Here is a 21084-nt window from a genome sequence, read left to right as displayed (position 1 = left end):
TAAAATTAGTATATTGTCCACGAAAATAATTGACTCGCGGGTCAGTGAAATGTGCTAGAATAGGAAAGGATGATTGAATGGAGGAAGTTTGGAGGGAAAAACATGAATTCATGGATTCGTTTTTCGATGAAAAACGTGGGTGTCATCTTTATGGCCATGATCCTGATTCTTTTAGGAGGAGTGTATTCGGCATCCAACATGAAGTTAGAAGAAATGCCGAATGTTGATATACCCTATTTGACCGTTATTGTAGCCTATCCCGGAGCTACGCCAGAACAGTCATTAGAAGACATTGGTAAACCAATGGAGCAAGCATTTTCAGGCTTGAAAAATATCGAAAACCTCTATATCACTGCAGGCACAAATTATACAGCAGCGACGCTAGAATTCAACTTGGATCATTCAATGGATCAAGCGGAAAAGGATGTAAACAGTGCTTTAGCAACAATCAAGTTGCCAGAAGGGGCACAGAAACCTCAGATCCGTAAGGAGGGGCCAACAGCTGCACCTATCTATTCATTCAGTGTCACAGCAAATGAGGATCAAGCAACGATTCAGCAATATATCAAAGATCACATCCAACCTAGTTTAGCGACAATTGAGGGGGTTTCTTCCGTTGATGTAAAAGGTTTGGCAGAGAAAAAGATTTTTATCCGGGTTGATCCCCAAAAACTGAAAGATAAAAATTTGACCTTGGATCAAGTAAAACAGATACTTCTTGCCAATAATATCTCTTTTCCTGCTGGAGAAGTGACAGCAGACAATAAAAGCTTAAATGTGGAAGTGGGCAACAAAATTCACTCGATTGATGATCTGAAAAAGGTGCAATTAATCTCGATACAGCAAGATTTAAGTGGATTTTCAAATGCTTTTAAATCTGTTGGCGAAGGATTTAATGTCGTTGGTTCTACGATGGGGCAGCTTGGTCAAGGAGTGGGAACATTAACAGGAAACCAATTGATGATTCAAGGGCAGATTGAAATCATGAATGGAATCTTTGGACTTTCATCGATGATGTTACAGGATCAAGCACAACTGAATGGGTTGATGCAGCAGTTACAGAAAACTCCCGAACAAGCTCAAGTACTTCAACCACAAATTGAGGAATTACAGAAAAAAATTCAAATAGAACAAGCGCAAATCACAAGCTTACAATCGAAACTGACTGAGCTTCAAAAACAAGTTAAATCTTCTGGAACCCAGTTAGCCAATGAATTAAAAGGAATGGCCTCTAACCCAAAAACGCCAACAATTCAGAATCATTCGACGATGAATCCATCGTTAAAAATTGATGTGATTCCTTTAACGGATATTGCAGAAATTACTTATAAATCTGAAGATGGTATCGTTCTTACACGCCTTAACGGGAAACCTGCTGTCGTAACCGATATTAAAGCACAACCAGGTACGAATACGGTTGAACTTGTAAAAAAGGTAGAAAAAAAATTAAAAGAGATCAAGTTACCAAAAGGCTATCAATTAACGAAACTTCGTGATAGTTCCATTCAAGTGAAAAAATCGGTAAATGGAATGTTAAGAGAATCTCTATTAGGTGCGTTATTTGCTGTTATTGTGACTTTTATCTTTCTACGGAACTGGCGGTCCACGATTGTTGCCATATTATCGATTCCATTATCGATCTTCGCATCAATGATTGCTTTATACTGGTTTGGTTATAGCTTAAATATTATGACCCTTGCCGGGATGGCGATTGCAGTTGGCCGTGTCGTCGATGACTCGATTGTCGTTATTGAAAACATCTATCGGCGTTTGAGTGCTAGCAAAGAACGCGATCCAGAGCTCATTATTGATGCAACTAAAGAAGTAGGAAAAGCAGTCACATTCTCTACTTTCACGACAATTGCAGTTTTTGTACCGTTATCATTTGTGCCTGGAATCGTCGGCAAATTTTTCGTCCCATTTGCTGTTACCGTCGTTATTGCCTTACTTTTCTCGTTAATTGTAGCAATTACTGTTGTTCCGTTATTGTCTCGTTTATTCTTAATGAACATGAGACACCATGAACCAAAAGATAACGTCTTACAACGAGGGTATCGCCGATTACTTGGTTGGTCTTTGCAACATAAATTCATCGTTTTACTTGTTGCTTCCTTATTGTTTGGGAGTGCAGTTGCGTTAGTTCCTCATATTCCTAAAAACTTTATGCCAACGGAAAAGACGGTTTCCTATAATCTTGGTGTCGCTCTTCCATTAGGAACGACAGATGAAAGAGCAGATCAAATGGCGAAGAAGATTGAGAACTTATTAGCAAAACGAAACGATGTTAAACACTTTCAAACGAATATTATCGGTGAAAAAATTGAAATACAGATTGAATTAAAAGATGATCTAACGCAAGAACAGACCAAAGCTTTTGAACAATACATCCGAAAAAATACGGCTAACTTAGATCAAGGTGTAACAACAGCATTAACACCTTTAGGTTTAGCTTCAGGTTACGGTGGCCTATATATTGTGGTGAATGGTACGGATATGGCTTCTTTAAAAGAAGCAGGGGCAATGATTGTAAATCAAATCAAAGATGTCCCAGGTTTAGCCGATGTGAGTTCCAATGTATCGGCTGTTCAACCGCAAATTTCGGTTCAGGTTGATCCGAAGAAAGCAGCAGAGAATGGCTTGAACCCTGCTATGGTTGCTATAGCGGTAAGAGAAATGATTAGTGGTGATCCGGTCATGAATGTGAACCTAAACGGAAAAACCACAGATGTGAATCTTGGGTTAAAAGTGGATGATTTGAATTCACTTGAATCGATTCGTAACCAAACGATTACATCAATGACAGGAAAACAAGTGAAGTTGTCAGATGTTGCCACAATTGAACAAAAACCAGGTCCAACTTCGATTCAACGTTTAAACCAACAAGAATACGTCTCCATACAAGGACGATTTACCACAGATAATTCCTCTGCGATTCAAGATGAAATTGAAAAACGAATAGAGAAAATCCAATTACCAGAAGGGGTCACAATTCGTTTTGAAGGAGAAAGTAAAGAGATTTCTACAGGATTTAAAAATATGGGAATTGCCATCGTTGTCGCGATTTTGTTGGTCTATCTCGTGATGTTGATTGGATTTGGTGAAATGATCGCACCGATTGGAATTTTATTCTCACTACCTTTTATCTTCGTTGGGGGACTTTGGGGCCTATACTTTTCTGGTGATGCATTAGGAATGCCAGCAATGGTTGGTTTTCTCATGTTAATTGGAATTGTGGTTACCAATGCAATCGTCTATATGGATCGTGTCATTCAAAACCGGGGTTTAGGTATGAAGTTACGTGAAGCATTGATTGAAGCAGGTGTTACTCGACTTCGTCCAATTTTGATGACTGCATTAGCGACAGTTGGAGCATTGCTACCATTAGCCATTTCCACGGAAGGTGGATTAATTTCTCGCTCAATGGCGGTCGTTGTGATTGCAGGATTAACGACATCAACGCTTTTAACTTTGGTTATTGTGCCAGTTGCTTACATGGTTTTAGATGGGGTTCGCAATCGAGTATTGGCACTTGGAAAATCAAACACGAACGCTCAAATCGTGGGCTCCATTCGCTCAATGAACGATTGATCTTTTGTCATTTCGTCCAATAGGAGTATAATTCTTATTGGACCTTTTTTCTACACTAGTCATAGAGGAGTAGGGAGAGATGGAACAAAAGTTGACGTTTTACCTTGATGATCGTCCACCGTTATGGATTTCAGTGTTGTCTGCTGTACAGTGGTTTGTAATGACATTGGCTAGTTCTTTGGTTGTACCTGTTATAATCGGTCAAGCTTTTGGACTTTCAGCAATGGAGACAGGGGAATTTGTAAGGCGAACCTTTCTTTTCGTTGGGCTAGCTTCATTTCTGCAAGTGATGATAGGACATCGCCTTCCCATTATAGAAGGCCCTGCAGGGATGTGGTGGGGGATCTTTCTGATTTTGTTGAATTTGGCGCCAGTCCTGCATAAAACCTCAACTGAAATGGGGCAAAATCTCGAAATGGGTTTAATGATTACGGGAATTGTCTTTTTCATACTCGGAGTGACAGGAGTTATCAGTAAGATCCAAAAGTTATTCACTCCTATGATTACAGGTACTTATATGATCTTACTTACTGTATCGATGAGCGGTTCTTTAATTAAGGGAATGTTAGGAATTGGCTTTCAAGGGGATGAGGTACAATGGCAAGTCGCACTGATTTCGATTCTATTAGTTTCCTTTATTCTCTATTTGTCTAAATCTCGAATTCTCCTTCTTCGAAGTTTTTCCATTCTCATTGGAATTGCAGTTGGATGGATCGTTTATGCGATCTTCGGTATGGCGAGTCAACCTGTTTCAGTAACAAATTCATTTTTTACGATACCAACGTTATTCGCTTTTGGAAAGCCGGTCTTTGATTTGGGTATTACTTTAATCTCTTTATTAACGGGATTTATTTTGTTATCCAATCTAATTACCAGCATCTCGGTTACCGGTGCAGTTTGCGAGATACCCGTCGAAGAAAAGCATTTTAACCGCGGGGGAATTATTACGGGAATTGCTCATATTTTATCAGGGGTAGGGGCTATTGTGGGACTTGTCCCGTTGGCAATTGCTGCAGGACTGATTAAGATGACGGGAAATGCCTCGCGTATTCCCTTCATTTTATCGACTGTAATCATGATGGTAATTGGCTTTATTCCTTCAGTAGGATTATTCTTTGCTGCCTTACCATCGCCAGTTGGTTATGCGGTACTTTTCACAGCATTTGGACAATTGCTTGGTTTTGGCTTAAAAGATTATGAGCAAATCCCATTTAATCAAAGAAATTTAACCATTATTGGACTAACGATGATAATCGGGATTGGAGTTATGTTTATTCCAAAAGAGACCCTTGCTCATTTACATCCGGTGTTTAGTTATTTACTTGGTAATGGACTCATTTTAGGAGTCATCGTCAACATGATTCTTGAACATCTTATTCCAAATGCTGATTGCCAATAAAAGCTTCACGTACCCGACTCCAAAAAGGAAATGGACGATACCTTGCAAAACGAATTTTTTCGTCAGCCACAAAACCTTGAATGGAATAAACATTTTTCATTTGCATACTCAAATGATCAAGGGTAAAGCGAATTTCTCCCTGGTGTTGGGGATATAAGTCAATATAATGGTGTTTTGGCAAAACAAGGGGTGATCCAATCGTTCGATAGACGCGGTTATTAATTGATGCCATTTCACTCACCTGAATGGACTCAAGAGAAGGATGGATCAACGCTCCTCCCAAACTTTTGTTATAACCTGTACTTCCTGATGGGGTCGAAATACATAACCCATCTCCTCGAAACATTTCAAAGTCCTCATGATTAATCTTGATCTTCATGACCAATGTTTTCTCCAAATTTTTCACAGTAAATTCATTAAGTGCAAGGTACTCATAAATTTTTTGATCATGGGTTTGAATCTTTATCTTTAATAGAGGGTATTCGATGGTCTTCATCGATTGAGTGGCAATTAATGAAACAATGGTTTCCAACTGATTAGGTTGCCAATCAGCATAAAACCCCAAATGCCCTGTATGAATGCCTAAAAAAGCAACTTCGTTAAGACGATGTTTATTCGAATGAAAGGCTTCTAACATCGTCCCGTCTCCACCGATCGATATAATTAAATGTGGGTTATGATTATCTTCAATTAAATGGTATTGTTTAGCTAAATGATAGAATTGCTCAGTGATGGATATCGATTGTTCGTCTCCACGGTGTACAACTGAAAATTTCATGAAGTAGTAACCTCCAGATTTGATTTCTAGTTCTAATTTAATCACAAAAAACGGAAAAAATAAACTGAATTAAAATTAGTTCAAAAATTACTTTGCTCATAGCGTTTTTATGGATACTTTATTAATCAACAGCGGTACAGCTTTTATCCTCTTGCTATTTGGAGAAATAAGGCCATGGGCCTTATGACTGACAGAAAAAACGAGGAAAGGACCCAATTTTTTGAAGAAGAATGTAAAGAAAGTTCTATCAATATGTGGTAAACTATGGTTAAGCAAAATAAAAAGCAAAATAAAATAGGAAGTCTTTTCATGTACAAAGGGAGGACCATGAATGTCAAAATTATTCCAGTCCACTCAATTAAAAGAGATTATGATTCCAAATCGAATTGTCATGTCGCCAATGTGTCAATATGTAGCAAAGCAAGATGGAAAAGTGACAGACTGGCACAAAGTTCACTATGGAGCGAGAGCAGTTGGCAAGGTTGGCTTGATCATCGTAGAAGCAACCGCTGTAGAAGCAAGAGGGAGAATTACTGATCAGGACTTAGGGATCTGGAATGATGATCAAATTCCCGGTTTAAAAGAAATCGTTGATTTCGCTCATAAACAGGGGAGTGTCATAGGAATTCAACTAGCCCATGCTGGAAGAAAAGCAGAAATTAGTGATCGTGAATCGGTGATTGCACCAAGTCCAATTCCTTTTGATCAAGGTTTTGTTATTCCAAAGAAAATGACAGAAAAAGAGATTGAAGAGGTTGTTCAAGCCTTTGCTGATGCAGCAAGACGCGCAGATCAAGCAGGATTTGATATTATTGAATTACATGGTGCTCATGGATATTTGATTCATGAATTCTTATCCCCATTATCCAATCAACGAAACGATGCTTACGGTGGATCGAGAGAAGGTCGGTTAAAGTTTTTACAAGAAATTGTTAAAGCTGTTAAAAAAGTATGGCCGAGTCATAAACCCATTTTACTCCGTGTATCAGCGACGGATTATGCGGATGGGGGAATTGATCTTCAAGAAATGATCGAGATGCTGAAAATCGTAAAAACATGGGGAATCGATGTGATTGATGTCAGTTCAGGTGGACTCGTTCCAGCAAGAATTGAAGTTGGGGCCGGTTATCAAGTAAAATTTGCAGAGCGCATTAAAGAGGAAGTAGGAATCCCCACCATTACAGTAGGTTTAATCACAGAACCTGAATTAGCTGAAGAGATCCTTTTTAACGATCGGGCTGATTTCGTTGCATTGGGTAGAGAGCTTTTAAGGGATCCATACTGGCCATTACATGCAGCGAAAAAATTAAATGTTGACATAGAGTGGCCAAAACCATATGAAAGAGCAAAGAGATAAGATCAGTAATTAGATTAAGAACAGTGAAGAGTGGTGGAGGAGAGATGGGAGTTGGTTCATTATTTATAACGGCATTGATAATCGGGTTCTCTGGTGCGATGATGCCAGGACCGTTACTAACGGCTACAATTAACGAAAGTTATCATCGAGGCACGATCGCTGGGCCAAGATTAATTTTGGGTCATGGTATTTTAGAGTTAATTCTCATCATTGGTTTAATGATGGGGTTGGGGGAGTTTCTCTTATTATCAACAGTGAAAGGCATCATCGCGACGATTGGTGGATTGTTTTTGCTTTGGATGGGATGGGGAATCGCTCGTAATAGCCTATTCAATCGGGAAAAACTTGAGTTAGCAGTGACCTCTTCCACTTTCTCCCTGTCACCTGAAGTGATTGGTATATTCACAAGTTTATCCAATCCTTATTGGTCTTTGTGGTGGGCAACTGTTGGACTTCACTTTTTTGTTATGAGATTTCCTGCTGTTTTATAGCATGAAAAAAGAGTAAGACCATTAGCTTACTCTTTGCTAGGCAAAAACATTCATACCTGTTTTCCTTAACTTCCAATATATTTCGCAAATAGATTTTTGGCGATTACTAAATCATCTGTCCCTTGAACCAAAGTTCTTCCATCTGGAAAAATCGTCAACTTATAATCTTCTACATAAAAGCGAAGGAGAAAAGGTGTCTCTTCCACACGACCAATAGGTTGTAAGGTTTGTGCCAATTTCTTTAGATCCAGTTTTGTTTCTTGGGACGGAGTGACTTGGATCGTGTCACGACCGCATAAGGATACGACTCGTTCCGATTTATCTTTTGGATCAAGGTATTCATAATGATGATGACCACATGTGGGACAGTCCTGATTTCGCGCATTTTTTACATTGATTTCGGAATAATCATTTTGCCATAGTTCAAAGTTACGTAAGGAAGTGCTCAAATGTTCATGATCACCAACTAACAATTTGAGCGCTTCTGTTGCTTGGTAAGCAGCTACCAATTGAATAATGGGTCCAATAACCCCAGCGGTATCACAAGTTTGGGTCGTACCTGGTGCTGGAGCTTCAGGAAAAAGACAACGGAAACAGGGAGTTTTTTCTGGAATGATGGTAATCGTCATTCCTCTGGAACTCACCGCACCACCATAAATCCAAGGGATTCCATGTTTAACTGCCACATCATTAATCAGATAGCGAACAGCAAAATTATCGGTTCCATCGAGAATGAGGTCGACATCAGAAAGTAATTCTTCAGCGTTCTTCCATGTGAGATCCGTTACATGAGCATCAACGATGACATCAGAATTAATGGCATTTAGTTTCTTTTTTGCTGCGATCGCTTTCGGAAGACCTTGTTTTGCATCCTTTTCGTCATATAACATTTGTCGTTGCAAGTTACTATATTCCACAAAGTCCCGATCCATAATACGAACATAACCTATACCAGAACGAACCATATGATTAGCTAAGGCTGTCCCTAAAGCACCCATTCCAACGATTGCTACCCGACTATTTTTTAATTTTTCTTGCCCCTCTTTTCCAATATAAGGGAAAAGGTGCTGCCTTGAGTATCGTAATTCATTTTGATCCATTCTGACCATCCTCTTCGTTTTGTATTTTCCAAGGTCCTTCTTGATGTCCAATCCACTCTTCGCCATCTTCCCAGATTTCTTTTTTCCACACAGGAACAATTTGTTTCAAACGTTCTATCGCATAACGCCCTGCTTCAAAACCAGCATCTCGATGGGGTGTGGCAACAGCAATAATAACACTGATCTCTTCAATAGCAAGTTTCCCAACGCGGTGGGACATGGCTACTTTTGTTCCTGGCCATTTTTCCTTTATTTCATTGGCGATCTCTTCCATTTTCTTTACCGCCATTTCCGGATATGCTTCATATTCGAGGTACACGGTTCTCTTCCCGTGAGTGAATTCTCGTACAGTGCCAACAAAAGTCAAAATCGCTCCAGCATAAGGATTAGAAACTTTTGCAATGAGTCGATCAGCAGATAATGGTTCTGTCGTTACTTCAAAAAGGGGTTCTTCTCCACCACTTACTGGGGGTATTAAAGCAACTTCATCGTTTTCAGTAATGTTTTGTTCAGGTTTTGCATAATCATGGTTAATAGATACCATTGCTCTTTTAATCATTTCAGCAGCTTGAGGAAAATCAAGCACAAGAGCATTGACGAGATCTTCAACGCGAGGGGAGTGATCGAAATGTAATTCGTGTTCTCGTTTTCCAGTGATTTCAGCAATACCTGCAAAAAATTTTACGGTTATCTTCATAGAATTCGCCCTTTCACTAGAAAAATCATTTCATGACCTATTGTATCATTAACTTTCTTTTCTGGAAAAGCAAAAATCCATGAAGAATTTTTAGTAATTGATACAATTGATTTAAGATTATAAAATTTTTAGAAAGATTTTATTTTCTTCCAAGTCATGATATTATAATAATTAGACTGGTACTTTTTAAACTTTACCAGTCAATTTTTGGGGATAAAATAATAGAAAAAGGGAGGTAAAATCGGTTGAAGTTAGATGGGTATTTGAATAAAGTCGCTTGGATTAATTTAACAGACGGGACGATTGAGTACAAAGAGATTGACGAAGAAGATGCTAGAAAGTACATCGGCGGTAGAGGACTTGGAGTAAAATATGTTTTCGATAATGGTCCCCTAGTTGATCCATTATCACCAGACAACTTACTTACCATTTTAACAGGTCCAACCACGGGTACCCAAGTTACGATGGGAAATCGTGTGGCTGTTGTTACCAAGTCTCCATTAACGGGAACCATTACAAACTCCCATATGGGCGGATGGACAGGTGCTCGAATTCGTTGGGCTGGGTTTGATGGCTTTGCGATCAAGGGCAAAGCAGACAAACCTGTGTACCTTTTTGTAGAAGATGGTAAGGTAGAAATCCATGATGCCAGTGACCTTTGGGGAAAAGATGTTTATGAGACGGTTAGAGCAATGGTTGACCGTTATGGAGAGCAAGACCTAAGTGTGATGGCCATAGGACAAGCGGGCGAAAATCTAGTAAAAATTGCAAGTATTATCAATGAGAAAAACCGTGCCGCTGGACGTGGGGGAGTTGGCGCTGTTGCTGGTAGCAAGAACCTAAAAGCAATTGTGATCCGCGGTTCTCAAAAGAATATGCTAAAACCCGTTCAAGAAGAAGAACATAAGGAAGCAAGGAAAAAAGCATTGAAACTTATCATGGATAGTCCAATTACTTCACCAGGTAAAGGCGGACTATCTGTATATGGTACAAACGTATTGATGAATACATTAAATGCCGTAAGTTCTTTACCCGCTTATAACGGAAAATATTCACATTTTGATCAAGCAGATAATATTAGCGGTGAATCTTATCGAAAAGAGTTATTAGTCTCTGAACCAACTTGTCATGCTTGTCCTGTTGCATGTAAGAAAGAAGTGGAAGTAAAGAACGGGAAGTATAAGACAAAGGTTGAATCAATGGAATATGAAACCGCTTGGTCTCTTGGTGCGATGTGTGGAAATGATAATAAAGAAGCATCCGCATATATGTTAGATCAATGTAACCGTTATGGTATCGATACAATCGATGCAGGGGTAGCCATTGCTTTTGCGATGGAAGCTTCAGAAAAAGGTCTGATTGAAGAAGAGATTAAATGGGGCGATGCCGATAAGATGATCGAACTTATTGATAAAATCGCTCGCCGTGAAGGAATTGGTGATCTTTTAGCAGAAGGCGCGGGAAAAGCAGCGAAGAAAATTGGTGCTCCTGATCTTGCGATGACAGTAAAAGATCAAGGGATTCCAGCTTACGACCCACGTGGTGTTCAAGGGATTGGCGTCACTTATGCAACCAGTAACCGTGGTGCTTGCCATGTAAACGGATACACAATTGCGAGTGAAATTCTTGGTATTCCTCAGCCAACTGACCGTTTAGAAAGCAAAGGAAAAGGTACACTCTCTCGTATATTCCAAGATCTTGCGGCCTTTGGAGACTCCATGGATATTTGTAAATTCTCTTCGTTTGCTGAAGGGGCAGAAGAATATGCAGCTCAGTTGGCCACTTTAATCGGCCGTAACATGACCGCAGAAGATGTGATGAAAACAGGAGAGAGAATTGTTAACCTAGAGCGTTATTATAACAACCTCAATGGTTTTGATGGTAAAGATGATACATTACCAAAACGTTTCTTAACAGAAGGTGGAAGCAAGCATAGTGAAGGAGTCGTTTCCAACCTATCAGAAATGTTAGAAGAATACTATCAAAGCCGTGGTTGGGTCAATGGCGTTGTTCCAGAAGAGAAATTAAGAGAATTAGAGATTATCTAAATTAAGAGGCAAACTTTTTGTTTCATCAATAGACGAAATCCAGCTATCGATTGATAGCTGGATTTTCTAACCGCATCGGAAAGTTTAACTTCATTAAAGAAATAAATCGAAGTTAAACTTGAACGATTGGCATAAAAACTACCTCATAAAGAAGAACTCGACTACGTCTTCGAAAAGACTTCGAAAGAAGTTTTTTTTATTAAGGTCAACTACCCTCCTGTTCGAAGGGTTCGAATTTTTAATTTTTGAATCATCTCTTGAATCTTCAACTTGTCACCACGGAAGGTAATAAAAACTCTTGGTATCACGATCGTAGAAATAATAGAAAACGATTCTTCTTTGGAAAGGTTGATCACCCAATCTTCAGCTTGTATGGTTACGCTTCCATCTTCATTTGTTATATTTGTTATAATAGAAGAAGATGTTAATTGTGTAATATTTAGTAAATATTCAAGGAGTAATGATCGGGATAGTCCACGAAATTCAAGGGTTTCTTCATACAAATCAACCACCTCCAACTGGTGGAAATAAAGCAATTTCATCTTTTGTCGAAATCAAAGTGTCTAATCCATGTAAATAAATGATGTTTCGGCCGTTTACAAAGATATTCACATGGGGCTTTAATTGTTCTTGCGTCTTATCAACAAATAATTCATCTTGAAAATCAGGATAATGGTTGATTAATGATTGTAAGAGTTGTTTCACAGTTAATAAATCTGGAACAGGGATATCAACAACTTTTGCATTCACAAGATCCCGATAAGTGGCAAATAATTGGATTTGCATAGGGTCACCTCCTCATTCATATTATAATCGAAAAAAAGGGGGAACATAAGTTGGAACTACTAAATCTTCACAAAGATGGATCAAAAGTTGAACTATTCGACGTTCAACAGGTAAAGGAAGTAGCTGAAAAGATTCAACAACAGTTTGAGGCGATCCATGATGTAGAAACTGTAGGAATTATGGAAGCAGTTGGACGAGTATTGGCAAGTGACATTGTATCGAGCGAAGATGTTCCTGGATTTAACCGTTCAACCGTGGACGGTTATGCGGTAATAGCAAGGAATACATATGGTTCCTCCGAATCGATGCCAACCTTTTTCAAGATCATCGGCTCGGTGGAGATGGGCAAAGAGGTTACTCAAGAGATTCGCGATGGCGAAGCGATGTATGTCCCAACAGGTGGGATGTTGCCAAAAGGGGCAGATGCTGTCGTGATGATTGAGGATGTGGAAGTGATTGGCGATTTATTAAATGTCTTTGAACAAGTGGCTCCAAGGGAAAATGTGATTTTACAAGGAGAAGATGTAAAATTAAACGAAGTGATCCTTAAAAAAGGGCATCGTTTGCGTCCACAGGATCTAGGTGGGTTAGCAGCGATTGGTATTACAGAAGTTACCGTCTATCGTAAAATAAAAGTGGGGATTCTCTCTACAGGTGATGAATTGGTTCCCCCTGATACGAAAGAGTTATTAACAGGTCAAATTCGGGATATTAATGGCATCTCCATAAGCGCTGCGGTACAAGCCCTTGGCGGAGAAGCGATCTATGGTGGAATCGTAACCGATGAATACGAAGAATATTTAAAAAGGGCAAAAGAATTATTTGAGCAAGTTGATTTTTTGATCTTATCTGGCGGAAGTTCCATGGGTACCAAAGACTATACCAATCGAGTGATGAACGAATTGGGGCAACCTGGTGTTTTCGTTCATGGAGTTGCGATTAAACCAGGGAAACCAACCATCATTGCCAACTGTGATGGTAAACCAGTGATGGGGTTACCAGGACATCCAGTGTCTGCGATGGTTCTATTTGATCTATTTGCAACACAAATCCTAAATCAACTTCATGGAGTGATAACAAATCGATTTGCCAAACAGTTAAAAGCAAAAATTTCACGAAATGTAGCTTCTCAGGTCGGAAGAACAGATTATGTGCGGGTAAAGTTAGAAATTCGAAATGATGAACTTTGGGCAATCCCCGTTTTTGGAAAATCAGGGTTAATTACCAACCTCGTAAAAAGCGATGGAATGATAGAGATTCCTGAATTTAAAGAAGGAATTGTTGAAGGGGAATGGGTGAATGTCCTATTATTTTCATAAAAGAGTTTAGGAAAACAGGATTTCACGTGCTAGAATAGAAAACAAGAAACGAAAACGATTGATTCTAAGATTTTGATTAAAAAAAAGGGAGAAATCAAGATGAGAAAAATCTACTTAGAAGATACACCACTCCATGAAGCACAGGAAAAGTATTTCAAGTTGTTTCAATTTCAACCCAAAGTAGAAATGATACCCACAACAGAAAGTCTTGGACGGATTACGGCAGAGCCCATCTTTGCCAAAGTGTCTAACCCCAATTTCCATGCTTCAGCCATGGATGGGATTGCAGTGAAAGCAGAAAAAACCTATTCTGCCAACGAACATTCACCTCTTCGTTTAAAACTGCATCAAGATTACGAAGTCGTAGATACAGGGGACCCTATCCCAGAACAATTTGATGCGGTGATTATGGTTGAATATCTCCATCAAATCGATGAGGAGACAGTGGAGATTATCGAACCGGCAAGCCCCTGGAAACATATTCGCCAAATCGGTGAGGATATTGTCGCAGGGGAAATGATTTTACCCATTCATCACAAAATTCGCCCAGTCGACCAAGGGGCATTATTAGCAGGGGGAATCTTGGAAGTACCTGTGATTGCTAAACCCAAGATTGCGATTATTCCAACGGGAAGCGAATTAGTAAAACCAACGGTTGATCTAAAAGCTGGTGACCTCATTGAGTTTAACGGAACGGTATTTTCAGGTTTTGTCAAAGAATGGGGCGGCGAACCTATTTATAAAGGGATCGTCATTGATGATTTTGAATTGATTAGACAAGCGGTTCTAGAAGCGTTAGAAGAAGCGGATATGGTCTTAATGAACGCAGGATCTTCAGCAGGAAGAGAAGACTTCACTTCTTCTGTCATTGAATCGGTTGGCGAAGTCATTGTACATGGTGTAGCTACGCGTCCTGGAAAACCCGTCGTGCTTGGTAGAGGATATAACGGCAAGCCGATTATCGGCGTACCTGGATACCCTGTTTCTGCTTACCTTGCGATGGATTGGTTTGTCAAACCTCTCATGCATCAGTTCCAAGGGATTGCCATGCCAGAACGGAGGAAAATTAAAGTGAAATTAGGAAGAAGAATTACATCCAAGATGGGAGCTGAAGATTTCATCCGCCTGAATATTGGCAAAGTAAATGGTCAATATGTGGCCAATCCCTTAACTCGTTCAGCTGGTGTAACCATGTCAATGGTTCGAGCAGATGGCCTTTTAAGAATTCCCATTCATAGCCAAGGGTATGAACAAGGGGAAGAGGTGGAAGTGGAATTATACAAACCCCTTGAGCAAATTGATCGTACTATTGTCTTCGCAGGAAGCCATGATTTGACTCTTGACCTATTAGCTTCTGCAGTCAAGAGAGTGGATGCAAAGTATTCTCTAAGTTCTGCTCATGTAGGTAGTTTGGCAGGAATCTTAGCCATTCGTAAAGAGGAAAGCCATGTAGCAGGAACACATTTATTCGATGAAAAGACAGGAGAATACAATATTCCCTTTATCAAGCAATACATTGGCAATCAAGAAGTTGTCCTTGTCAACCTTGTATATCGCCAGCAAGGATGGATCGTGCAAAAAGGCAACCCAAAAGGAATCCATTCTATTGAAGATTTAACTAAAAAAGAAGTACGTTATATTAATCGTCAACGAGGCGCAGGTACAAGAATCCTTTTTGACTATCTATTAAAACAAGCAGGGATTACACCAGAGCAAATTTATGGCTATACAAGAGAGGATTTTTCCCACTTAAGTTTGGCCGCAGCGATAAAAGGTAGCAACGCCGATGTAGGATTAGGAATCTATTCGGCTGCAAAAGTGCTTGACTTAGATTTCATTCCAGTTGCAGAAGAACGTTACGATCTCTTAATGACCAAAGAATTCTATCAAAGTGAACTGGGGCAACTTCTCATGCAAGTGATCACATCAGAATCATTTAAAAATGAAGTAGAATCCATGGGCGGTTATAGTTGCAGGGATACAGGAAAATTACTACTAGGATAAATGAAATTGTAAATAAACATCGACGCAACGTTTGTATGTTTCGATCAGTGCGATTTTAGCATACAATGAAGCGTTCAAAGCGGGGAGGAAGAAACTGATGAAAAAGAAAAGTTCAGTATTCGTTCTATTACTTGTAGTATCGATGATGTTTTTAGTCGTAGGTTGCGGGGGACAAACCAACTCTACCAATGCGAAACCAACAGAACCAACAACTTTAAGGTTAGCAACAACGACAAGTACTCAGGATTCTGGATTACTTGATTATCTTTTACCTGTATTTGAAAAGAAATACAATGTAAAAGTGGAAGTATTGGCTCAAGGGACAGGACAAGCAATTGAAACCGCTTCTAGAGGAGACGCTGATGTCATCCTTGTCCACGCAAAAAAAGCAGAAGAAAAGTTTGTTGCAGAAGGACATGGGATCAAACGTTATGATGTCATGTACAATGACTTTGTCATTGTTGGACCTAAAAACGACCCTGATCAAATAAAAGGAAAGTCTGTAGTAGATGCCTTTAAAGCTTTGACAAAAGGAAAAGCACCTTTTGTTTCTAGAGGCGATGATTCAGGTACGAATAAAAAAGAATTAGATATTTGGAAAAAGCTTGGAATTACGCCGAAGGGAGATTGGTATCAAGCGGTTGGAAAAGGAATGGGTGACACATTAACCATGACTAGTGAGGAACAAGGCTATACCTTAACTGATCGTGCCACCTATTCATTTATGAAAGATAAATTAAACCTCGAGATTCTTGTTGAAGGAGATAAAGACTTATTAAATCCCTATGGTGTCATTGCTGTAAATCCTGATAAACACCCTGGTGTCAACTACAAAGACGCCCAAAAATTTATTGATTTTATTCTTTCTAAAGAAGGACAGCAACTGATTAAAGATTACAAAGTGAATGGCAATCAATTATTTTTCACCTATGATAAATAAAGGATTGAATCTTGAATGAATGTCTACCTCCAAGGATTGGAAAGAGCGATTACTTTAATTTTATCCGGTGACAAAGAATTAGTTGAGATTACCTTTCGTTCGCTTTTTGTATCGAGTACGGCAGTTATCATTGCTGGGATAATTGGGGTTCCTATCGGGACATGGTTAGGAACACTTCGTCCCGTTTTATGGAAAAATCTATTCATTCGATTGATCTATGTTTTTATGGGATTACCACCTGTTCTTGCAGGATTAATACTTTTTTTACTTTTGTCTCGAAGTGGTCCAATCGCCAAATATGTTTATCTCTTGTACACCCCAACAGCCATGATCTTAGCTCAACTGATGTTATCCTTGCCAATTGTGATTGGTCTTGTCTATGTGGTGGCAGAGGAAAAGGCTCCGGTGGTTATCATGACAGCGAAGGGATTAGGAGCCACCCGACTTCAAACGCTGACTACCTTAATGAAAGAGATTCGCTTTCCAGCAATTACAGCATTGGTATCTGCCTTTGGTCGCGTCATTGCTGAAGTGGGTGCGGTGATGCTCGTTGGTGGTGATATCGAGGGGAAAACCCGGGTTCTTACCACTTCGATTGTGATTGAAACGAGGAAAGGAAATTTTGATCTAGCGATCGCATTAGGCCTTATTTTATTATTTGTATCCTTTATCATTAACTCCCTCTTATTCTCTTGGCAGCAAGGAGGGAAAAGTAAATGATCGAAGTGGAAAATATCTCTGTCCAAATTGGTAATAAAATGATTTTAAAACCGACGAACTTTTTTTTCAAAAAGGGGAAAATTTATGGAATCATCGGGCCAAATGGCGCAGGGAAGAGTACGTTTTTAAAAGTTATTTCTGGTTTTTTGCCCCCTACTCATGGGACGATTTATTTTCTAGGAAAACGCTTAATAAAGCCAGATCCGAAGATTTCTGTCGTTTGGCAAAAGCCATATCTGTTTCAAACGACGGTTTATCAAAATGTGGCCTATGGATTAAAAGTAAGACATATGAATAAGAACAAGATCAAAACAAAGGTGAAAGAGATCTTACAAAAGTTTCAATTAGAACATTTAGCGATGCAAAAAGCAACTTATCTGTCAGGAGGGGAAACAGCAAAAGTCGCCCTTGCTAGAGCGATCATTACATCGCCAGAAGTTTTGATTCTTGATGAACCAACTGCAAGTATGGATCCGCAAAATGTTTATGAAATTGAGCAAATCATTCAAACGTTTTCTAGGCAGCTTAAGATGACGGTCATCTTAGTGACACATAATATGTTTCAAGCCAAACGGATTGCTGATGAGACGTTATTTTTTCATAGTGGCCACTTGATTGAAGCCAATCAAACCCAAATGCTATTTGAACAGCCAAAAAATGAATTGACCAAAAAGTTTATTGCAGGAGAAACGTTTTTTTAATCGTTTTTAACATGAATTTATTGTAAAATAGAAGAAAAAGCGAGAGGAAGAACAATCATGAGTCAATTAATTGATCGTTTTGGGCGAATACATGATTACTTACGGATCTCGGTGACCGATCGCTGTAACCTTCGTTGCGTCTATTGCATGCCGCCTGAAGGGGTTCAATTCATTCCCCATAGTGAATTATTAACCTATGAGGACATCGAAAAAGTAGTGAAAGTAGCTGCCAAATTAGGAATACGAAAAATTCGGCTCACTGGCGGAGAGCCATTAGTCCGAAAAGACATAGAGATTCTTGTTGAAAAGTTAAGTAAAATTGAAGGAATTGAAGATATAGCCTTAACAACGAATGCGATTTTTTTGTCGCAAAAAGCACAAGCTCTCAAAAATGCTGGATTAACCCGTGTGAATATCAGTTTAGATTCTTTACGTCCTGAGCGATTTAAGGAAATTACCAGAGGTGGCCAACTAGAAAGAGTCTTAGAGGGAATTGACGCTGCTTTCCGCGTTGGCTTTCAACCGATTAAGATTAACACCGTACTGATGAGGGGCTTTAACGATGATGAGATCGGTGATTTTCTGAGATTAACCATCGATCAACCCCTTCAAGTTCGCTTTATTGAATATATGCCAATCGGTCATGCCGATGAGACTTGGAAAAATGGCTATTTATCATTGAATTTTGTCAAAGAAAAGGCAAAAGAACTTGGTTTTGAATTAGAAGAATCAGAAGGGGTATTTGGCAATGGTCCTTCAGAAAACTTTAGGGTTAAAGGATCCAAAGGATCAATCGGATTTATTCATCCTGTAAGTGATCATTTCTGTACAAATTGTAACCGTCTACGGTTAACATCGGATGGAAATATCAAGCCATGCCTATATTGGGAAGATGAACTTAATGTTAAACCATATCTAGACGATGAAGAAGAACTAAAACAAGTCTTTTTTCGGGCATTGAATATCAAACCGGAAAATCATGAGATGGCGAAAGTTTTACATAATGAAAAACAGACGAAAATGCCAACGATAAGACGAATGTCCCAAATAGGAGGTTAAGATGAGCGAACTCACCCATTTTAATACACAAGGTCGGGCCAAAATGGTCGATGTCAGTGAAAAACAAGTAACAAAACGGACGGCAGTAGCAAGGGGAACGATTCAGATGAAACCACAAACTCTTCAATTGATTCGCGAAGGGAAAATTGGGAAAGGGGATGTTCTTGCTGTGGCTCAAGTGGCTGGGATTATGGCAGCGAAAAAAACATCTGAAATCATCCCGATGTGCCATCCGATTCCTTTAACAGGAGTAGATATCTTCTTTGAGGAGAAAGGAGAAGATACCATTCAAGTGGAAGCCACTGTTAAGACGACCAATGTAACAGGCGTAGAGATGGAAGCTTTAACTGCAGTGAGCGTGGCGATGTTAACCATCTATGATATGTGTAAAGCAGTGGATAAAGAAATGGTACTAAAAGATACTTACCTTGTATCCAAGACTGGTGGGAAAAGTGGAGATTATTTAAGGAAAATGGAGGATTAGTATGACGATAAAGGTTGGAATCCTAACTCTCAGCGATAAAGGAGCAAGAGGCGAACGGGAAGATATCAGCGGCAAAGTGATTCATGAAATGGTAGCGACAATCAATGGTGAAGTGAAACAATATGATATTATCCCTGATGAACAAAAATTAATTGAAAAATATCTGATACGCTATGCGGATGAATATCAATTAGACCTCGTCTTAACGACGGGAGGCACGGGTCTAGCAAAGCGAGATGTTACACCTGAAGCCACACTTGCCGTGATCGATAAAGAGATTCCGGGTATGGCAGAAGAAATGAGAAGAGTATCAAGACAAAAAACTCCTCATGCGATGCTTTCCCGTGCCGTTGTTGGCTCAAGGGGAAATTGTCTCATTGTGAATCTGCCTGGAAGCCCCAAAGGAGTTCGTGAGAATCTTGAGGCGATTATTCAAGTCATCCCTCATGCCCTTGATATTTTACAAGGGAAAATGGGTGAACATCCCAAGAATTTTAAGTAAATAGTTTGAGGCATCCTAATTTCAGGGTGGTCATAATATCTGGTTTGGAGGAAAGAGATTTTGCTGGGAAGCCGTATTATTTGTGAAGGAAAATCTTTTAAAACTGAAGGAATCGTAAAATATGCTGAAGGGCATTTTATCGTTGTTGAAACCCCATTCGTAGAGAAAATTCAACTTGGGCAACCTTTACGTTGCCAAATTATTGAATATCAAAGCTCTCATTCCTTCCAAACGACAGCAGTTGGGAAGGATAACCATCATATTATCCTGACAGCCCCGCCAGAGATACGTGAACGTTGGATGATCACAAGAGAAAGTCTTCGCTTCCCAATTGATATTAAAGGAAAAATTTCTGCGGTTTCTTTTTCAGGCAAAAAACCTTTAGTCGAACTAGTGAAACCTTACATTGTACATATTCATGATATCAGTGAAGGTGGAATCGGTTTTTCTAGTAGCAATTATCTTCGTGAAGGATCATTGGCACAAATTTATTTTCAACTATTGGATCAAAAGGTGTATCTAGAAATGGAAATCGTTCAAAGTAAGTACCCTACAATTAGCCGAAGGTTCTATTATGGAGGGAAGTTTTACGATCGAAGTTCCCCTAGTTATCAAGTCATTCGCAACTATACCATTCAAGCACAATTAAAACGGATCATGAATCGAGAATATGGAGAAGGCTAATTGGATTATTTAACTAACAGGTAAGAGAAGGCTTCCTGAACTTTTTCTTTTGCCGCTAAGATAATGGCATCGGGGATTTGTTGATTCTTTCTTCTTGGGGAGATCATTTTAATTTGAAACTCTTGGCATTTATAAAAAGGCTCTTGTTGATGCTGATGAATCTCTTTAATGGGAATTTGCACTTCATATTGGGTTTTCGTGGATACATCTTCTATTCGCAACTGATAATAAGGTGAATCCTTCTTTCCCTTTCGGCGAAAACCTTGAGACTTAAAAACCCTATCAACGATTGAAGAAGGTTTGATAATTTTGGGAAGCGATTTTACATGAATATGCACACTTTATCCCCCTTAAATTCAGTTTTGTTAAATTTTGTTCCTATATGACTTCTATGTAGGGGAACTTGGCAACATTCGTGTTTTTTATG

Annotated in this window: 20 protein-coding genes; 14 read left to right on the top strand and 6 right to left on the bottom strand. The window is 39.3% G+C overall.

Going from position 1 to position 21084, the window contains the following annotated elements; genetic code table 11:
- Positions 1 to 102: 102 nt before the first annotated feature.
- Both ACMW72_RS02125 and ACMW72_RS02120 read left to right on the top strand, forming a co-directional pair.
- On the top strand, positions 103 to 3588 hold the full coding sequence (locus ACMW72_RS02125) for an efflux RND transporter permease subunit (RefSeq protein WP_418367178.1): 3486 nt from the start codon (positions 103 to 105) through the stop codon (positions 3586 to 3588).
- A 79-nt stretch (positions 3589 to 3667) separates the two neighbouring features.
- Positions 3668 to 4987: a purine/pyrimidine permease gene (locus tag ACMW72_RS02120; RefSeq protein ID WP_418367177.1), complete on the top strand. Its 1320-nt coding sequence runs from the start codon at positions 3668 to 3670 to the stop codon at positions 4985 to 4987.
- Here ACMW72_RS02120 and ACMW72_RS02115 read toward each other — a convergent pair.
- Positions 4962 to 5765, bottom strand: a complete 804-nt coding sequence (locus ACMW72_RS02115; protein WP_418367176.1) for an NAD kinase — start codon at positions 5763 to 5765, stop codon at positions 4962 to 4964. The two genes, ACMW72_RS02120 and ACMW72_RS02115, sit on opposite strands and share 26 nt — an antisense overlap.
- Before the next feature lie 331 nt (positions 5766 to 6096).
- On the opposite strand from ACMW72_RS02115, the gene namA reads away from it, so the two are divergent.
- Entirely contained in the window at positions 6097 to 7122 is a 1026-nt protein-coding gene (gene namA, locus ACMW72_RS02110; protein ID WP_418367175.1) for an NADPH dehydrogenase NamA, read from the top strand.
- A 44-nt stretch (positions 7123 to 7166) separates the two neighbouring features.
- A complete protein-coding gene (locus ACMW72_RS02105) occupies positions 7167 to 7613 on the top strand; it encodes a LysE family transporter (protein ID WP_418367174.1) in 447 nt (148 codons plus the stop codon).
- 65 nt (positions 7614 to 7678) lie between these two features.
- On the opposite strand, the gene ACMW72_RS02100 is transcribed toward ACMW72_RS02105, so the two are convergent.
- Together ACMW72_RS02100 and ACMW72_RS02095 are read right to left on the bottom strand one after the other, a co-directional pair.
- On the bottom strand, positions 7679 to 8713 hold the full coding sequence (locus ACMW72_RS02100) for a ThiF family adenylyltransferase (RefSeq protein ID WP_418367173.1): 1035 nt from the start codon (positions 8711 to 8713) through the stop codon (positions 7679 to 7681).
- A complete protein-coding gene (locus tag ACMW72_RS02095) occupies positions 8700 to 9410 on the bottom strand; it encodes a molybdenum cofactor biosynthesis protein (RefSeq protein WP_418367172.1) in 711 nt (236 codons plus the stop codon). Before ACMW72_RS02095 ends, ACMW72_RS02100 begins: the two co-directional genes overlap by 14 nt.
- 245 nt (positions 9411 to 9655) lie before the next feature.
- Between ACMW72_RS02095 and ACMW72_RS02090 the strand changes: the two genes are divergently transcribed.
- The gene (locus ACMW72_RS02090; protein ID WP_418367171.1) at positions 9656 to 11458 is read left to right on the top strand and encodes an aldehyde ferredoxin oxidoreductase family protein; all 1803 of its coding nucleotides are present in this window, start codon (positions 9656 to 9658) and stop codon (positions 11456 to 11458) included.
- A gap of 209 nt (positions 11459 to 11667) precedes the next feature.
- Here the strand turns inward: ACMW72_RS02090 and ACMW72_RS02085 are convergent, their stop codons facing one another.
- On the bottom strand, positions 11668 to 11961 hold the full coding sequence (locus tag ACMW72_RS02085; RefSeq protein WP_418367170.1) for a hypothetical protein: 294 nt from the start codon (positions 11959 to 11961) through the stop codon (positions 11668 to 11670).
- Between the two features lies 1 nt (position 11962).
- Positions 11963 to 12244, bottom strand: a complete 282-nt coding sequence (locus ACMW72_RS02080) for a ubiquitin-like small modifier protein 1 (RefSeq protein ID WP_418367169.1) — start codon at positions 12242 to 12244, stop codon at positions 11963 to 11965.
- Positions 12245 to 12294: 50 nt separating this feature from the next.
- On the opposite strand from ACMW72_RS02080, the gene glp reads away from it, so the two are divergent.
- The 9 genes from glp (at position 12295) to ACMW72_RS02035 (ending at position 20657) form a co-directional block, all read left to right on the top strand.
- Positions 12295 to 13563 carry a gephyrin-like molybdotransferase Glp gene (glp, locus tag ACMW72_RS02075; RefSeq protein WP_418367168.1) on the top strand — a complete coding sequence of 423 codons (1269 nt, stop codon included), beginning with the start codon at positions 12295 to 12297 and terminating at the stop codon, positions 13561 to 13563.
- Positions 13564 to 13662: 99 nt separating this feature from the next.
- Positions 13663 to 15567 (top strand): molybdopterin biosynthesis protein, encoded by a 1905-nt coding sequence (locus ACMW72_RS02070; RefSeq protein ID WP_418367167.1) that lies wholly within the window; start codon positions 13663 to 13665, stop codon positions 15565 to 15567.
- A gap of 97 nt (positions 15568 to 15664) precedes the next feature.
- Entirely contained in the window at positions 15665 to 16507 is an 843-nt protein-coding gene (locus tag ACMW72_RS02065) for a substrate-binding domain-containing protein (protein WP_418367166.1), read from the top strand.
- A 15-nt stretch (positions 16508 to 16522) separates the two neighbouring features.
- A complete protein-coding gene (locus tag ACMW72_RS02060; protein ID WP_418367165.1) occupies positions 16523 to 17227 on the top strand; it encodes an ABC transporter permease in 705 nt (234 codons plus the stop codon).
- Complete coding sequence (locus ACMW72_RS02055) at positions 17224 to 17928, top strand: ATP-binding cassette domain-containing protein (RefSeq protein WP_418367164.1); 705 nt, start codon at positions 17224 to 17226, stop codon at positions 17926 to 17928. The genes ACMW72_RS02060 and ACMW72_RS02055 overlap by 4 nt, the downstream gene beginning before the upstream one ends.
- A gap of 57 nt (positions 17929 to 17985) precedes the next feature.
- On the top strand, positions 17986 to 18987 hold the full coding sequence (gene moaA, locus ACMW72_RS02050) for a GTP 3',8-cyclase MoaA (protein WP_418367163.1): 1002 nt from the start codon (positions 17986 to 17988) through the stop codon (positions 18985 to 18987).
- A gap of 1 nt (position 18988) precedes the next feature.
- The gene (gene moaC / locus ACMW72_RS02045; RefSeq protein ID WP_418367162.1) at positions 18989 to 19471 is read left to right on the top strand and encodes a cyclic pyranopterin monophosphate synthase MoaC; all 483 of its coding nucleotides are present in this window, start codon (positions 18989 to 18991) and stop codon (positions 19469 to 19471) included.
- A 1-nt stretch (position 19472) separates the two neighbouring features.
- A complete protein-coding gene (gene mog, locus ACMW72_RS02040; RefSeq protein WP_418367161.1) occupies positions 19473 to 19973 on the top strand; it encodes a molybdopterin adenylyltransferase in 501 nt (166 codons plus the stop codon).
- Between the two features lie 60 nt (positions 19974 to 20033).
- Positions 20034 to 20657, top strand: coding sequence for a PilZ domain-containing protein (locus ACMW72_RS02035; protein WP_418367160.1), 624 nt, complete (start codon positions 20034 to 20036; stop codon positions 20655 to 20657).
- Positions 20658 to 20662: 5 nt separating this feature from the next.
- On the opposite strand, the gene ACMW72_RS02030 is transcribed toward ACMW72_RS02035, so the two are convergent.
- Positions 20663 to 20995, bottom strand: a complete 333-nt coding sequence (locus ACMW72_RS02030; protein WP_418367159.1) for a hypothetical protein — start codon at positions 20993 to 20995, stop codon at positions 20663 to 20665.
- Positions 20996 to 21084 lie beyond the last annotated feature (89 nt).

The organism is Tepidibacillus sp. LV47 (assembly GCF_048381575.1).
Classification (GTDB): Bacteria; Bacillota; Bacilli; order Tepidibacillales; family Tepidibacillaceae; genus Tepidibacillus.
This window is presented reverse-complemented; position numbering and strand designations above follow the sequence as displayed.

Bases quoted from the DNA above. Each gene is read 5' to 3' on its own strand.
- moaC (WP_418367162.1), top strand. From the start codon at position 18,989: ATGAGCGAACTCACCCATTTTAATACACAAGGTCGGGCCAAAATGGTC.
- ACMW72_RS02120 (WP_418367177.1), top strand. From the start codon at position 3,668: ATGGAACAAAAGTTGACGTTTTACCTTGATGATCGTCCACCGTTATGG.
- ACMW72_RS02115 (WP_418367176.1), bottom strand. From the start codon at position 5,765: ATGAAATTTTCAGTTGTACACCGTGGAGACGAACAATCGATATCCATC.
- moaA (WP_418367163.1), top strand. From the start codon at position 17,986: ATGAGTCAATTAATTGATCGTTTTGGGCGAATACATGATTACTTACGG.
- ACMW72_RS02100 (WP_418367173.1), bottom strand. From the start codon at position 8,713: ATGGATCAAAATGAATTACGATACTCAAGGCAGCACCTTTTCCCTTAT.
- ACMW72_RS02070 (WP_418367167.1), top strand. From the start codon at position 13,663: ATGAGAAAAATCTACTTAGAAGATACACCACTCCATGAAGCACAGGAA.
- namA (WP_418367175.1), top strand. From the start codon at position 6,097: ATGTCAAAATTATTCCAGTCCACTCAATTAAAAGAGATTATGATTCCA.
- ACMW72_RS02105 (WP_418367174.1), top strand. From the start codon at position 7,167: ATGGGAGTTGGTTCATTATTTATAACGGCATTGATAATCGGGTTCTCT.
- ACMW72_RS02095 (WP_418367172.1), bottom strand. From the start codon at position 9,410: ATGAAGATAACCGTAAAATTTTTTGCAGGTATTGCTGAAATCACTGGA.
- ACMW72_RS02055 (WP_418367164.1), top strand. From the start codon at position 17,224: ATGATCGAAGTGGAAAATATCTCTGTCCAAATTGGTAATAAAATGATT.
- mog (WP_418367161.1), top strand. From the start codon at position 19,473: ATGACGATAAAGGTTGGAATCCTAACTCTCAGCGATAAAGGAGCAAGA.
- ACMW72_RS02080 (WP_418367169.1), bottom strand. From the start codon at position 12,244: ATGCAAATCCAATTATTTGCCACTTATCGGGATCTTGTGAATGCAAAA.
- ACMW72_RS02060 (WP_418367165.1), top strand. From the start codon at position 16,523: ATGAATGTCTACCTCCAAGGATTGGAAAGAGCGATTACTTTAATTTTA.
- ACMW72_RS02065 (WP_418367166.1), top strand. From the start codon at position 15,665: ATGAAAAAGAAAAGTTCAGTATTCGTTCTATTACTTGTAGTATCGATG.
- ACMW72_RS02125 (WP_418367178.1), top strand. From the start codon at position 103: ATGAATTCATGGATTCGTTTTTCGATGAAAAACGTGGGTGTCATCTTT.